The 13,200-nt window shown below is 63.6% G+C and carries 14 protein-coding genes; 10 read left to right on the forward strand and 4 right to left on the reverse strand.

Annotated elements, in window-relative coordinates:
- Nucleotides 1–3: 3 nt before the first annotated feature.
- Genes ICI42_RS11800 through ICI42_RS11820 form a run of 5 tightly spaced genes read left to right on the forward strand, consistent with a single transcriptional unit; the run spans nucleotide 4 to nucleotide 6,429 of the window.
- Nucleotides 4–1,530, forward strand: a complete 1,527-nt coding sequence (locus ICI42_RS11800) for an FGGY family carbohydrate kinase (protein WP_188164767.1) — start codon at nucleotides 4–6, stop codon at nucleotides 1,528–1,530.
- Nucleotides 1,527–3,071: an acetolactate synthase large subunit gene (locus tag ICI42_RS11805; RefSeq protein WP_188164768.1), complete on the forward strand. Its 1,545-nt coding sequence runs from the start codon at nucleotides 1,527–1,529 to the stop codon at nucleotides 3,069–3,071. Before ICI42_RS11800 ends, ICI42_RS11805 begins: the two co-directional genes overlap by 4 nt.
- Before the next feature lie 20 nt (nucleotides 3,072–3,091).
- Nucleotides 3,092–5,404 (forward strand): molybdopterin-dependent oxidoreductase, encoded by a 2,313-nt coding sequence (locus ICI42_RS11810; protein WP_188164769.1) that lies wholly within the window; start codon nucleotides 3,092–3,094, stop codon nucleotides 5,402–5,404.
- Between the two features lie 36 nt (nucleotides 5,405–5,440).
- Nucleotides 5,441–6,010 (forward strand): peroxidase-related enzyme, encoded by a 570-nt coding sequence (locus ICI42_RS11815; protein ID WP_330999165.1) that lies wholly within the window; start codon nucleotides 5,441–5,443, stop codon nucleotides 6,008–6,010.
- A 23-nt stretch (nucleotides 6,011–6,033) separates the two neighbouring features.
- Nucleotides 6,034–6,429, forward strand: a complete 396-nt coding sequence (locus tag ICI42_RS11820) for a rhodanese-like domain-containing protein (protein WP_188164771.1) — start codon at nucleotides 6,034–6,036, stop codon at nucleotides 6,427–6,429.
- A 3-nt stretch (nucleotides 6,430–6,432) separates the two neighbouring features.
- Here ICI42_RS11820 and ICI42_RS11825 read toward each other — a convergent pair whose 3' ends face one another.
- Nucleotides 6,433–7,167, reverse strand: a complete 735-nt coding sequence (locus tag ICI42_RS11825; RefSeq protein ID WP_188164772.1) for a GntR family transcriptional regulator — start codon at nucleotides 7,165–7,167, stop codon at nucleotides 6,433–6,435.
- Between the two features lie 217 nt (nucleotides 7,168–7,384).
- Between ICI42_RS11825 and ICI42_RS11830 the strand changes: the two genes are divergently transcribed.
- The 5 genes from ICI42_RS11830 (at nucleotide 7,385) to ICI42_RS11850 (ending at nucleotide 10,342) form a co-directional block, all read left to right on the forward strand.
- A complete protein-coding gene (locus ICI42_RS11830; RefSeq protein WP_188164773.1) occupies nucleotides 7,385–8,095 on the forward strand; it encodes an alpha/beta fold hydrolase in 711 nt (236 codons plus the stop codon).
- Nucleotides 8,088–8,438, forward strand: coding sequence for an extradiol ring-cleavage dioxygenase (locus tag ICI42_RS11835; RefSeq protein WP_188164774.1), 351 nt, complete (start codon nucleotides 8,088–8,090; stop codon nucleotides 8,436–8,438). The genes ICI42_RS11830 and ICI42_RS11835 overlap by 8 nt, the downstream gene beginning before the upstream one ends.
- Nucleotides 8,431–9,273, forward strand: coding sequence for a class III extradiol dioxygenase family protein (locus tag ICI42_RS11840; RefSeq protein WP_188164775.1), 843 nt, complete (start codon nucleotides 8,431–8,433; stop codon nucleotides 9,271–9,273). Before ICI42_RS11835 ends, ICI42_RS11840 begins: the two co-directional genes overlap by 8 nt.
- Before the next feature lie 56 nt (nucleotides 9,274–9,329).
- A complete protein-coding gene (locus tag ICI42_RS11845; protein WP_188164776.1) occupies nucleotides 9,330–9,650 on the forward strand; it encodes a YciI family protein in 321 nt (106 codons plus the stop codon).
- Nucleotides 9,651–9,748: 98 nt separating this feature from the next.
- Nucleotides 9,749–10,342 carry a hypothetical protein gene (locus tag ICI42_RS11850; RefSeq protein WP_188164777.1) on the forward strand — a complete coding sequence of 198 codons (594 nt, stop codon included), beginning with the start codon at nucleotides 9,749–9,751 and terminating at the stop codon, nucleotides 10,340–10,342.
- A gap of 24 nt (nucleotides 10,343–10,366) precedes the next feature.
- Here the strand turns inward: ICI42_RS11850 and ICI42_RS11855 are convergent, their stop codons facing one another.
- From ICI42_RS11855 to ICI42_RS11865, 3 genes are all read right to left on the reverse strand, one after another.
- Complete coding sequence (locus ICI42_RS11855) at nucleotides 10,367–11,230, reverse strand: NAD(P)-dependent oxidoreductase (RefSeq protein WP_188164778.1); 864 nt, start codon at nucleotides 11,228–11,230, stop codon at nucleotides 10,367–10,369.
- 16 nt (nucleotides 11,231–11,246) lie between these two features.
- Nucleotides 11,247–12,296: a 4-oxalomesaconate tautomerase gene (locus tag ICI42_RS11860; RefSeq protein WP_188164779.1), complete on the reverse strand. Its 1,050-nt coding sequence runs from the start codon at nucleotides 12,294–12,296 to the stop codon at nucleotides 11,247–11,249.
- Nucleotides 12,297–12,523: 227 nt separating this feature from the next.
- Nucleotides 12,524–13,195: a 4-carboxy-4-hydroxy-2-oxoadipate aldolase/oxaloacetate decarboxylase gene (locus ICI42_RS11865; protein ID WP_188164780.1), complete on the reverse strand. Its 672-nt coding sequence runs from the start codon at nucleotides 13,193–13,195 to the stop codon at nucleotides 12,524–12,526.
- Between the last annotated feature and the right edge of the window lie 5 nt (nucleotides 13,196–13,200).

Raw genomic sequence — 13,200 nt, forward strand, 5'->3', positions numbered from 1 at the left:
CCCATGTCCGGTCTGGTCTTCTGTCTCGATTCCGGAACGACCGCCGTCAAGGCGGCGGCGTTCGATCGGCGCGGCAGGCTCGTTGCCACGGCGCAACGGCCGAACAGTGCCCTGCGCCGCTCGGGAGAAAAGGTCGAACAGGACATGGAGGTCAGCCGCGACGATGCACTGGCCGTTTTGGCGGAGTGCGTTGCCCAGGCCGAAGGTATGCCCGTAGGGCTCATCATAACCGGACAGGGCGACGGCACCTGGCCGCTCGATGCCGAAAAGCGGCCCGCCGGGCTTGCAATGACCTGGCTCGACGGCCGTGCGCGCGGGCTTGTGTCGGAACTCACGCAGGCCAACGCACTGGCCCCGATAGAGGACGTCACCTTCTCGCGCCCGACGGCGGCGAGCCAGTCCATGCATCTGCTTTGGCTTGCGCAGCACGAGCCCGATCGGCTGGAACGCATCGCACACACGCTGCGGCTCAAAGAGTGGTTGTTCTTCTGCCTGACGGGCGAACTGAAGGCGGAGCCCAGCGCGCTGTTGCCGACCTGGGGAGATTGGCGCACCGGCAAGCTCTCGCCCATCGTCGAACAGGCACTGGGCCTGCCCAAGGGCATCGACCTTCTGCCGGAGGTTTTGCCCGTTGGCGCCTGCCGAGCCGGCCTGACGCCAGAGGCCGCGAAAATGACCGGATTGCCGGAAAACCTGCCGGTCCTGATCGGCCCGGGCGACGTGCAGTCCACTCTGATCGGACTTGGCTTAGGCGTGGCCGAAGGCATAGAACGCTGTTCCATCTTCGGCACCAGCGCCATTCATGGATGCTTCATGCTCGATCCGGCCGGGATGGCGGAACGTCCTGCGGGCATGATGGTGCAGCCCTTTGCTCTCGGCGAAGGCTACATCTGCTTTCATCCGAGCTTCAACGGCGCGACATTGTTCGAGCATCTCAGCCATATGACAGGCCGCGCGCCAACCGGCAGCGCTGTCGAACCCGTCTATTCCGGCCTTGTCCTGCAGCCCTTCTTCGAGCCGGGCGGCGAACGCGCGCCCTACACCACGCCGCATGCGCGGGGTTCGATCCTTGGGCTCACGGCTGCGACAACCGCGGCTGAGATCGACTGGGCTGGCCGTGAAGCGCTCGCCTTCATTGCCCGCCGCAGCCATGAGATGATGCAATCCGGTCCAATTGGGTCGGTTTCCGGCGCGATAGCGCTGGGCGGCGGACTGGCTGGCGACCGGGCGTTCGCACAGTTTCTCGCCACCACGACGCAAAGCCCTGTGCTGCGCACCACCAACGGCCAGGCTGGGCTCAAGGGCGCTGGCGCCATCGCGGCGTTTCATCTTTTCGGTCTGTCGCGCAAGGACCTTACGGAAGGCTGGCTGGGCGCCTACGACGAACTGATCGAGCCCGAGACCGGGGCGGTTGCCGAATATGCCGAAGCGAAATATGCCTTGTTCACCCGTCTGGTCGAAGCAGTCTCCCCGCACTGGGATGCTCTGGCCAGGCTTGACGCCATGCAAAAGAGGATTGGACTCTCATGAACGGCGCCGACCTGCTTTGCGAAACCCTTCTGGCAAACGACATCGATGTCTGCTTTGCCAATCCGGGCACGTCCGAAATGCATTTCGTCGCGGCTCTCGACCGGCAGCCGACGATGCGCTGCGTACTCGGGCTGTTCGAGGGCGTCGTCACCGGTGCCGCCGATGGGTATGCCCGCATGGCCGACAAACCGGCGGCAACCTTGCTGCATCTCGGGCCGGGACTGGCGAACGGGCTCGCCAATCTGCACAACGCCAGACGTGCCCGCACGCCAATGGTCAACATCGTCGGCGACCACGCCACCTATCATCTCAAATACGATGCGCCGCTCACCTCCGACATCGAATCGCTGGCGCGACCGATGTCGCATTGGGTCGGCAGGGCCGGTTCCTCGCACGACATCGGCCAGGCCACCGAAACCGCGATCCTCGAGGCACGCGCCGCACCTGGACAGATCGCCACGCTCATTCTGCCGGCGGATGTCGCATGGAGCGATACCAACGCCACGATTGCCCCCAAGGCCGAACTGCGCCAGGCCGCCAAGCCCGATGAAAGGCGCATCGCCACGGCAGTGGAGGCGCTGCGCAAGGGCGTGAGCACGACCATCCTGGTCACCGGACTTGCTCTGCGCGAGCGGCAGCTCGAAAAACTGGACCGCATCGCACGCGCCAGCGGCGCGCGGCTGATGGCGCAGCAGTCGAACGGCCGCATGCAGCGCGGAGCGGGCCGTGTCGCGGTCGATCGCGCCCCCTATGACGTCGATAAGGCAGTCGCAAGTTTCGCCGAGACGGCCCAGGTGATCCTGATCGGCGCCAAGGCGCCGGTTGGCTTCTTCGCCTATCCCGGCAAGCCGAGCAGCATGCTGCCGGACGATTGCACCGTCATCGAGATGACCGAGGAAGGTGACGACCTGCCGCTCGCCATCGACATGCTGGCCGATGCCATCGGGGCGACTCCCAAAGCCGAGTTTTCGACACGCCACAACCCGGACCTGGCGCAGGGCAAACTGACGCCCGACGCCATCGCCATTGCGCTCGCCCACTACATGCCGGCCAACGCCATCATCTGCGATGAATCCGTCAGTTCGGGCCGCGACTTCTTCGGCAAGACCCATGGTGCTGAGCCGCACGACTTCCTGCAACTGACCGGCGGCTCCATCGGCATCGGTCTGCCGCTGGCTTTGGGTGCATCGATTGCCTGCCCAGACCGTAAGGTCATCTCGCTTCAGGCCGACGGCAGCGGCATGTACACCTTGCAGGCGCTGTGGACGCAGGCGCGCGAGCGCACCGACACGTTGACGATCATCTTCGCCAACCGCCGCTACGCCATCCTGCATGGCGAATTGAAGAATGTCGGCGCCGGCGAGCCGGGCGTCAATGCCCGGCAGATGCTGGATTTGGACAATCCCGCTCTGGATTGGGTAAGTCTCGCCAAGGGCATGGGTGTGGAAGCCGCCCGCGCCGATACCGCCGAGGGGTTTGCCGATCTGCTCAAGTCGGCTTGCAGCCGGCGCGGGCCGTTTCTCATAGAAGCCGTCATCTGACGGCGAGCAAAGGAAGACGCATGTCGACCATCAAGCGCGTAGCGCATTGCAGCCACTGGGGCGCCTATACTCTGCTGGTGGAGAACGGCGAGATCGTCGGCACCGAGCCGTTCGAACATGATCCCCACCCCTCGCCCATCATTCACTCCGTCCGAGAATGGGCCGATCCGAGCCGCCGCGTGCTGCGGCCGATGGTGCGTTCGGGCTGGCTGGAAAAGCGTGAGAAAAGCAACCGGCGGCAGCGTGGCAAGGAAAAATTCGTTGCTGTCAGCTGGGATGAGGCGACCGCGCTGGTGGCCGAGGAAATCGACCGCGTCCGCAACGATTTCGGCAACGCCTCCATCTTCGCCGGTTCCTATGGCTGGACCAGCAGCGGACGCTTCCACCATGCTTCCTCGCTGCTCAAGCGCACGCTCAACCTGGTCGGCGGCTACACCGGCCATGTCGACACCTATTCGATTGCCGCCGGCCCGGTGATCCTGCGACATACGCTGGGCAGCGAAGAGGCTTGCGGCGGCGGTGCCAACACGCTCGATTCCATTGCCGAAAACACCGAGACGCTCGTCGTCTTCGGCGCGCTTTCTCCGCGCACGGCTCAAACCGAAGCGGGCGGCATCGGGCCGCATACGCTCGAAACGCACCTCAAGCGCATCGCCGAACGCGGCATCCGCGTGATCCTGATTTCGCCGCTGCGCGACGACCTGCCGGAATGGCTGGACGCCGAATGGTGGCCGATCCGCCCCAACACCGATACGGCGCTGATGCTGGGCCTTGCCGGCGAGATCGTGAAAGCCAACCGCCACGACAGCGATTTCCTCAACCGCTGCTGCAGCGGCTCCGAGCGCTTCCTCGCCTATCTCGACGGTTCGGTCGATGGTGTACGCAAGGATGCGGCATGGGCGGCCGGCATCACCGGTCTCGATATCGCTGATATCTCAGCCCTTGCACCGGTTCTGGTCGATACCCGCAGCATGCTGACGGTCAGCTGGAGCCTGCAGCGCGCCCATCATGGCGAGCAGCCCTTCTGGGCCGGATTGGGACTTGCGGCAGTCGCGGGTCAGATCGGCCTGCCTGGGGGCGGCGTCGGTTTCGGCTATGGCTCGCTCGGCGGCGTCGGCGCGCCCTACGGGCTCGGCAAGCCGCCCGCCATTTCCCAGCTGCAGAAACCCATAGACAGCTTCATCCCGGTCGCTCGGATCACCGACCTGCTGCTCAATCCCGGTGCTGAATTCACCTATCAAGGCGAAACGCGCACCTATCCCGACACGCGGCTGGTCTATTGGGCCGGTGGCAACCCCTATCACCATCACCAGGACATCCACCGGCTGGAAGAAGGCTGGTCGCGGCCCGAAACCATCATCGTGCAGGATCCGATGTGGACGGCCACTGCTCAGCGCGCCGACATCGTCTTGCCGGCCACGACGTCCATCGAACGCAACGATCTCGCCGGCAACAGGCGCACCAACTACGTCATGGCGATGCAAAAGGCCATCGAACCGCTGGGCGATGCGCGTTCGGACTTCGATATCTTCAACGCCATTGCCACGCGCCTGGGTGTGGGCGATGCCTTCAATGAAGGTCGCGACGAGATGGGCTGGGTACGACATCTCTACGAACAGACACGCAGCGATGCCGCCGAGCGGCTGGGCTTCGAGATGGTCGATTTCGACACCTTCTGGTCGGTCGGTTCCGCCGAGATGCCGGTGCGCGAGAACTATACCTATCTCGCCGGCTTCCGGCAGGATCCAGAGGCCAATGCGCTGAAAACCGAAAGTGGGCGCATCGTGCTCGGCAGCGAAAAGCTCGCCAGCCTGGGCTATGCGGATTGTCTCGACCATCCCGCCTGGATCGAACCCGCTGAATGGCTCGGCAACGCCAAGGAAGACAACGAACTGCATCTCGTGTCGCACCAGCCCACGGGCCGTCTGCACAGCCAGTTGGAATCGGCAGAGGCCAGCCGCGCGCATAAGCGCAATGGTCGTGAACAGGCGCGCATCAACCGGCACGATGCCGAACGGCTCGGTATCCGCGACGGCAGCACGGTCCGGCTGTGGAACGCACGCGGCGCTTCTCTTGCCACCGCCACGGTCGACGAGGCGGTGCGTGCCGGTGTCGTCGTTCTGCCGACGGGCGCCTGGTTCACACCCACCGGCAACAGCGGACTGGATATTGCCGGCAATCCAAACGTGCTGACGCTCGACGTGCCGACCTCTCAATTCGGCCAGGGCTGCTCGGCGCATACCTGCCTGGTGCGCGTCGAGCCCTATGAAGGCTCGGCCCCCGACGCGTTCGATCACTATCAGGAAACCATTGCCGCGCTCGCGGACGCATAGGGCCGACGCCGGCCCTGTAAAACATTACCGGAGGATATCATGACTGCCGCCATCAGCCGCTTTCCCGTGCCCGAAATCAAGGACATGCCGAAGGACATCGCCGACCGCATCCTCGCGGTTCAGGAGAAGTCCGGCTTCGTACCCAACGTGTTTCTGACGCTGGCCTATCGCCCCGACGAGTTCCGCGCCTTCTTTGCCTATCACGACGCGCTGATGGACAAGCCGGGCAATCTGACCAAGGCGGAGCGCGAGATGATCGTGGTCGCCACCAGCAATGCCAACCAGTGCCAGTATTGCGTGGTCGCCCATGGTGCGATCCTGCGCATCCGCGCCAAGAACCCGCTGATCGCCGACCAGGTCGCGATCAATTATCGCAAGGCAGACATCTCCCCGAAGCAGATGGCGATGCTCGACTACGCGATGAAGGTGTCGGCGCGCGCCTATGAGGTCGGCGACGAGGATATCGAGACGCTCAAGGGGCATGGTTTCACCGACGACGACATCTGGGATATCTCCGCGATTTCAGCTTTCTTCGGCATGTCGAACCGGCTCGCCAACGTCACCAGCATGCGCCCCAACGACGAGTTCTACACGCTCGGACGTTGAACTCAGAAAGGCAGGAGAACATCATGGCCAAAGGCTACAAACAGATGATCGCCGAGGCGGATGCGGCAGTCCGCTCGCTTTCGCCCGAAGAGGTCTCGGCACTCAAGGACGATTCCAACACGGTTCTGGTCGACATCCGCGATATCCGCGAGTTGGAGCGAGATGGGACGATTGAAGGCGCCATGCATGCACCGCGCGGCATGCTGGAGTTCTGGATCGATCCGGAAAGCCCCTATCACAAGCCGGCTTTTGCCGAGGACAAGACTTACGTCTTTTACTGCGCGGGCGGCTGGCGTTCGCTGCTCGCCGCGCAGACCGCGCAGGAGATGGGCCTGAAGACCGCGAGCATGCTCGGCGGCTATGGCGACTGGAAGAAGAAGGGCCTGCCCACCATCGAGCGCAAGCCGAAAGAGGCCTGACTGTTACCGGTGGATCAGCGCTAAACCGGGAATTTTCCGGAGCAGTTCGGGGTCCTCGCTGAAGATATATTCGAGATTGTGCCGCGCGGTGCGGGCATGCTCGCGTGCCAGAAACTCTGCGCGGGCCCCCTCCCGCGCGGCAATCGCGTTGACTATGGCGTGATGCTGGTCCTGAGCCGCGCGTAGCGAGCGCCGAAAGGCGGTGATCTCGGTCTTGTTGGGCAAAAAGGCCGAGGGCGACGCGAAAGGCAGCGCGCTTGCGCGCTCGACCTCGCGGCGGATGATGTCGCTGCCCGAGAGCCCCGCCAGTTCGTGGTGAAAGGTTTCGTTCAGGTCGGAATAGCTGTCGAAATCAACGTCGTCCTCATTTTTTCCGAAACAGCCGTCCAGCTTCAGGACGATGTCGTTGATGCGGGCGAGAACATCCGGCAGGACGCCCCGCTCCGCAGCGAGCCGCGCTGCCGTACCCTCCATGACGCCGCGCAATTCAATGGAATCGACCACATCGGCGTAACCGAAGCGGCGCACGACAAATCCGCCATTCGGCAAGCGGTCGAGCAGACCTTCCTCAGCCAGCCGTGACAGTGCTTCGCGAACAGGCGTGCGTGAAATATCCAGGGTCTCGGCCAGGGAAACCTCGAACAGCCGCATGCCTCCCGGCAACTCGCCGTTTATGATCTTCTCTCGCAGATCGATGACGGCCCGGCGGCCATGCGTCGCGACTTCGCTGCTCTTCATGAATGCTTCCCCACTCTCCGCCCACCCTATACCATCACGTCGTTTCGGCGCGAAGACCCACTGCTGACGCGTGGTACGCAGTTTCCGCGTGTGTATTCATTGCCAACGAGAAGCTACGTTTGATCGCGTCATATCGGTAAAATCGACCGTACTATGTATACATAAAGATTGACAATAATGTATACATAAGATTGGTTGGCCGCAGGAGGACTGCAATTTGGCGACGCTTGTGCTTATCCCGGGACTGGCTTCCGACTCGATCGTCTGGCAACCGCTCGCGGACGCCATGGCCGAACGCATGCCGGTCTACCCGGCTGACATCAGCCGTGACGCGTCCATTCCCGAGATGGCAGCCCGCGTCTTGAGAGAAGTCGAAGGCGATATAATCGCCGTCGGCCATTCGCTCGGCGGACGTGTGGCAATGGATATGGCGCGGCGGGCCCCGGACCGCATTGTCGGCCTCGTCCTCGCCAATACCGGCCAGCACCCCAAGCGCGACGGCGAAGAGATCAAGCGCCAGCAGATGATCGATCTCGGCCATGAAGACATCGGCCGTCTCGCCGACGCCTGGCTGCCGCCGATGCTGGACCCCGCCCGCGTCAGCGACGCTGTGCTGGTGAACAAACTAAAAGCGATGGTCATGCGTGTGGGGGCGGATGTGCATGAACGGCAGATCCGTTCGCTCGTCGCGAGGCCCGACGCCTCCGCGTATCTTCCCCAGATCACCTGTCCTATCCTCTTTGTCGCAGCGAACCAGGACGGTTTCAGCCCAGTCGCCCAGCATCAGGAAATGGCCGATGCCGCTCCCGACAGCGAACTCGCGATCGTCGACCATGCCGGCCATTTCGCGCCGGTAGAGCAGCCGGAAGCCGTGGTTACCGCTATCACCGGCTGGCTTGGCCGCCGTTTTGGAGAGGCACATGCCTGAACAGCACACCATACCCGACACCCCGCTCTTCGACCGGGCGGGATCGATCCGGGGCTACAAGATCAACAAGATGGCGATGGCGCTCGGCCAGCCACAGAACCGCGAGGCCTTCAAGACGGACGAGGAAGCCTATCTCGACCGGTTCGGCCTGACGCCTGAAGAAAAAGCGGCAGTGATGAGCCGGGACTGGCATGAGATGGTGCGCCTGGGTGGCAACCTGTTCTTCATCCTGAAGATTGCTGCCGTGGACCCGACCCCGATCACCCAGATCGGTGCTGCCCAGGCAAGCATGTCGCATGATGACTTCCTCTATGAACGGCTGGGAAAGAAGCGCAATGGCTGAGATCATCGGCGGCATCGGAACGAGCCACGTTCCCTCGATCGGCGCGGCACTGGATAAGGGCCTGCGCGACAGCGCCGACTGGAAGCCGTTCTTCGACGGCTACGAAGCCGGCAAGCAATGGATGGTGGAGGCTAAGCCCGACATCGCGGTCGTCATCTTCAACGACCATGGCAACACCTTCTTCCTCGACAAGGTTCCTACCTTCGCAGTCGGCGTGGCCGAGACCTACAACCCTGTCGACGAAGGCTGGGGACCGCGCGCGATTGCGCCGTTCGAGGGCGCGGTCGATTTCTCCTGGCATTTCGTCGACAAGCTCGTCGAACGCCATTTCGATCCGCTGGTCTGCCGCGAGATCGAGGTAGATCACGGCCTGCAGGTGCCGATGGAACTGTTTTTCGGCCGCCCCGACCGATGGCCGGTGAAGGTGCTGCCGATCTGGGTCAACACCATTCAATACCCGATCCCGACGCCGCAGCGTTGCTGGGACATGGGCACGGTTCTGCGCGAGGCCATCGAGAGCTGGCCAGGCAACGAACGCGTCGTCATCCTCGGCACAGGCGGCCTGTCGCACCAATTGCAGGGCGCCCGCGCCGGCTTCATCAACCAGACCGCCGACCGGGCTTGGCTCGACGGCATCGCCGCCAATCCCGAACCCTATCGCACCATGAGCCGCGAAGACTATGTCGAGCAGTTCGGTTCGGAAGGCGCGGAACTCATCATGTGGCTGGTGATGCGCGCGGCGATGAACGCGGACGTCAACCTCATCCACAAGCACTACCACGCCCCTGCCTCGATGACGGGTGCTGGCATGGTGGTGCTGGAAAACGCCGGCTGAACCCTTAGCGCTTCGAGCCGCTTGCGGTTCTGCCCTGAAAAACGAACGAGCCCGTCATGTTCTTTCTCATGCGCTGCCTGCATCACCCGGAACAGGACGATGCGCGCGACACTCACCGTCCCGCGCACCGGGCCTGGGTGCAATCCGGCGGCAATGGCATTGCCGCCGTGCTTATCGGCTCGGCCTTGGTCGATCACGAAGGCGGCTCACTGGGCAATTTCGGCATCATCGAAGCCGAGAGCCTGGAAGCGGCCCGCGCATTCGCCGAAGGCGACCCGTTCCACCTGAACGGCGTCGTGGCCGAGATCGACCTGACGCCCCTGCCCGACACGTTCCAGGCGCATCGGATTTCCGAACCGATGACGGCTCGAAAGTAGTTCGAAGTTCAATCCCTCGAAACGATAGCGGCTTCGTCATTGAGTTCGCATTTTGAGCCGTTATAGTCGCCGGATCGGCAACAACGATGGACGGCTCAATGCGGGATTTTTTGATTGCGGCGGCAGCGATGTTTGTGGCCTCGGCAGCATCGGCTGCAGAACCGGTGAAAACATCGGCTGGCTGGACGGTGACCGCGGCCGCGGACGACAAGAAGTTCATCAGCCCGACCTGCACGCTGAGTTCTCCAGTTTCGGATGCGAAGACCCGCCTGCAACTCGTCAACGCCTTCGACAAATCAGCGCCGCTGCCCACACGCGGCAGCGCGTTGCTGATCGTCACCGTTCCGGACGTGTTGTCAAAGGAGCGCCGCGCCTCGCTGAAAGGCGCTGAAGTCGCTATTCCCGGCCAAACCGACTGGAAAGACCGCACCGTCGGCTGGCGGGCCGGCAAGGAGGGCGGCACAATTCGCCTCTCCATCGACCCCAAGATCGACGCAGCGCTCAAGCCCTTTGTTCGCGGCAAGGAACTCACTGTTCAAGTCCCCGTCGAAGGCGGCGAGGCAAAGTCCTACAGTGTCCCGCTTAAGGGCTCGGCCGAAGCCATTTTCGCCTATGAGAAATGTCTGGCCGAGGTGGTTTGGAAAACGAGCCTGCCCGCTGCGACAGCCGCAGCACAGAACGACGAGGAATGACGGAGTAGTGGGAGCCGTGGCCGTTCAGGTTTTGGCTCGGTCCAACCGCTTCTCCAGCACCCCCGCCACCGTCTCCGCCAATCCCCTCCCTTCGGCAACCCCACAGGCGCCCATGCGTTCCTGAACCTCGGCGATTTCGCGGGCAAGGCCGCCGTTCAGGCCGAGCGCGTCGAGGGTGGCGGCGCTCTCGTGCATTTCGGCAGCACGGCGCTTGCCATGCCTCGTGGTGCGTTCGAACTGGTATTCGGCAAAGTCGGGCCAGTTCAGTCCGGGATATGAATTCGACAGCGATGCAAGGATCTCACCGAAACAGCCGGAGGCGCGAGCGGCCAAGAGCGCCTCGACCGTGATCGCCTCCAGCCCCTTGACGAACAGCGACCGCACCATCTTGATCGCGGTTGCCGCCCCCGGCTCGTTGCCGGCTATCGAGGCGGAAAACCCAAGCGCCAACAGGTCGGGCAACAGCCTCTCCGCCGGCTGTCCCGCCAACAGAACCGGTGTCGTGTGCTTCTTCGGATGCACCGGCGCCATGACGGCCATGTCGAGATATTCGGCCCCAGCCGCCTCCACGGCCGCGGCCGTCTCCCGCTTGCGACCGGGCGAGACGGAGTTGATGTCGATCAGGACCTGTCCCTGCCGCAGATGCGGCAGCAGCGGCCCCACCGCCAGAAAACTTTGGTCGGCGGTGACGGCGCTGAAAATCCAGTCGGCGTCCCCGAGCCCCGCGATGCCAACCGGCATCGCTCCCCGCTCCTCCATCGCCGCGCGTATCTTGGCGTCCGTGCGGTCGAGCAGGATGTCGTAGGCCAAGACAGAAAGGCCGGGCCGGCTCAACCCTTCGTGAAAGGCGCGTGCCGCTTCGCCATAACCCAGGAACCCGATCTTCATGGTCGCAACCCCTGCCTCAGCCGAATATCAACCCATCGAACAGTTTCCGCGCCGTGCGCAGCACCGCCGCATCGGTCACCTGCCCGTCCCGAACCGTGGCGATCACGCTCATCTCGCCGGTAGGGTGTTCCACCGAAATCAGCTTCTCATCGCCGTCGGGCACGGTGGCGAGGTCGGCCGCCGGCCCTTCCGGCAGCAAACAGGCGGTAGCAATACTGACCGCGCCCAGAACGCCAATGGCGTCGTGGCAGCGATGCGGGATGAAGGTGCGGGTCGAGATTGCCCCGCCGTGGCTCGCCGCCGATACCATTGTCATCTTGGGCACGGATTTCTGCGCCACGTCGCCGAGATTCATCATCGCCCCGGCCTTGAGCCGTATCGCCTCTAGCCTCTCCCGCAATGCCTGGTTGGCTTCCAGTTCCTCAGGGGTCTCCGTGCCCGCCACACCAAGGTCGGCGGCGCGCATCACCACGCAGGGCATGCCGTTGTCGATCAGCGTGCAGTCAATGCCGTCGATCACGTCGACGGCATTGCCGGTGGGCAGCAGCGCGCCGCAGCTCGAACCCGCCGTATCGGCGAAGCTTATCGGGATGGGCGCGGCCGTTCCCGGCACGCCGTCTATCCGCGCATCGCCGGCGTAGGTAACGATACCTCCCGGCGTCTCGACGCGCGCGGTCGCAAGCTGGCCGGTGTTTTCCATGAAGATGCGGACTTCGGTCTGCCTCTCCCGGGCCCTCACCAACCCACGCTCGATGGCAAACGGGCCGACGCCGGCAAGGATGTTGCCGCAGTTCTGGCCATCGCTGACAACGGCGCGGTCTACGAACACCTGCAGAAACAGATAGTCGACATCGACCCCCTCGCGTGCCGATCGCTTTACGACCGCTACCTTGGAGGTCAGCGGGTTGGCGCCGCCCATGCCGTCGATCTGGCGGTGATCGGGCGAGCCCATGGCGCGCAGCAGGAATACGTCGCGGTCTGCAGGCAGGTCTTCGGCCAGGAAGTAACCGCCCTTCGAGGTTCCACCCCGCATCCACATGCAGGGAATGCCGGTCTCAGTGGACATGGGAAGGCCTTGCGGCGGCAATTTCGGCGGCGAAGACCCCATCACCGTCTCGCCCTACGGGCTCGCCACCTCTCCCCCATATTATGGAGGCGAGGAACCCAAGCTGGTTGAACGCAGCCACTGTTGAGGCCGCGTTCCTCTCCCCTACGAAGTGGGGGAGAGGTGGTTTGCGGAGCAAACCGGTGAGTGGGTGCAGCGGCTTTTGAAGGATGGCGCCCATCGCCCCCTCACACATATTTCAAACCCTTCTCGGCCAAACGCTCGCGCATTTTGTAGAGGTCGAGGCCAAGTTCTCCAGCGGCGAGACGCTTGCGCTTGTCGTCCTCGGCGGCGATGCGTGCCTCGGCCTGCCTGGCCACCTCTTCCGCTTCCTCGCGCCGGACCACGCAGACGCCATCGTCGTCAGCCACGATGACATCGCCAGGATTGACCAGCGCGCCGGCGCAGACCACTCGAACGTTGACCGAACCGAGCGTTTCCTTGACCGTACCCTGTGCGGAGATTGCCTTCGACCAAACGGGAAACTTCATCATCGTCAGGTCGGCAACGTCGCGCACGCCGGCATCGATAATCAGCCCCTTGCAGCCGCGTGCCTGCGCCGACGTCGCCAGCAGGTCGCCGAAATAGCCGTCCTCGCACGGACTGGTCGGTGCCAGAAGCAGGATATCGCCCGCCTTGAGCTGTTCGATGGCGACGTGCAGCATCCAGTTGTCGCCGGGCGGCACGGAGATGGTTATGGCACTCGCTGCCAGTCGCGCGCCCGGATAGATCGGTCGCATATAGGATGCGAGCATCCCTTTGCGCCCTTGCGCCTCGTGCACGGTGGCGACGCCACAGGCTGCCAGCCGCTCGATGATCGCGGGATCGGCTCGTTCGATGGTCTGGACCACGATACCCATCGGCT

This window comes from Oryzicola mucosus (assembly GCF_014534685.1).
Lineage (GTDB): Bacteria > Pseudomonadota > Alphaproteobacteria > Rhizobiales > Rhizobiaceae > Oryzicola > Oryzicola mucosus.

Bases quoted from the DNA above. Each gene is read 5' to 3' on its own strand.
- ICI42_RS11855 (WP_188164778.1), bottom strand. From the start codon at position 11,230: ATGAAGATCGGGTTCCTGGGTTATGGCGAAGCGGCACGCGCCTTTCAC.
- ICI42_RS11860 (WP_188164779.1), bottom strand. From the start codon at position 12,296: ATGTCCACTGAGACCGGCATTCCCTGCATGTGGATGCGGGGTGGAACC.
- ICI42_RS11845 (WP_188164776.1), top strand. From the start codon at position 9,330: ATGTTCTTTCTCATGCGCTGCCTGCATCACCCGGAACAGGACGATGCG.
- ICI42_RS11805 (WP_188164768.1), top strand. From the start codon at position 1,527: ATGAACGGCGCCGACCTGCTTTGCGAAACCCTTCTGGCAAACGACATC.
- ICI42_RS11865 (WP_188164780.1), bottom strand. From the start codon at position 13,195: ATGGGTATCGTGGTCCAGACCATCGAACGAGCCGATCCCGCGATCATC.
- ICI42_RS11820 (WP_188164771.1), top strand. From the start codon at position 6,034: ATGGCCAAAGGCTACAAACAGATGATCGCCGAGGCGGATGCGGCAGTC.
- ICI42_RS11800 (WP_188164767.1), top strand. From the start codon at position 4: ATGTCCGGTCTGGTCTTCTGTCTCGATTCCGGAACGACCGCCGTCAAG.
- ICI42_RS11810 (WP_188164769.1), top strand. From the start codon at position 3,092: ATGTCGACCATCAAGCGCGTAGCGCATTGCAGCCACTGGGGCGCCTAT.
- ICI42_RS11850 (WP_188164777.1), top strand. From the start codon at position 9,749: ATGCGGGATTTTTTGATTGCGGCGGCAGCGATGTTTGTGGCCTCGGCA.
- ICI42_RS11835 (WP_188164774.1), top strand. From the start codon at position 8,088: ATGCCTGAACAGCACACCATACCCGACACCCCGCTCTTCGACCGGGCG.
- ICI42_RS11825 (WP_188164772.1), bottom strand. From the start codon at position 7,167: ATGAAGAGCAGCGAAGTCGCGACGCATGGCCGCCGGGCCGTCATCGAT.
- ICI42_RS11840 (WP_188164775.1), top strand. From the start codon at position 8,431: ATGGCTGAGATCATCGGCGGCATCGGAACGAGCCACGTTCCCTCGATC.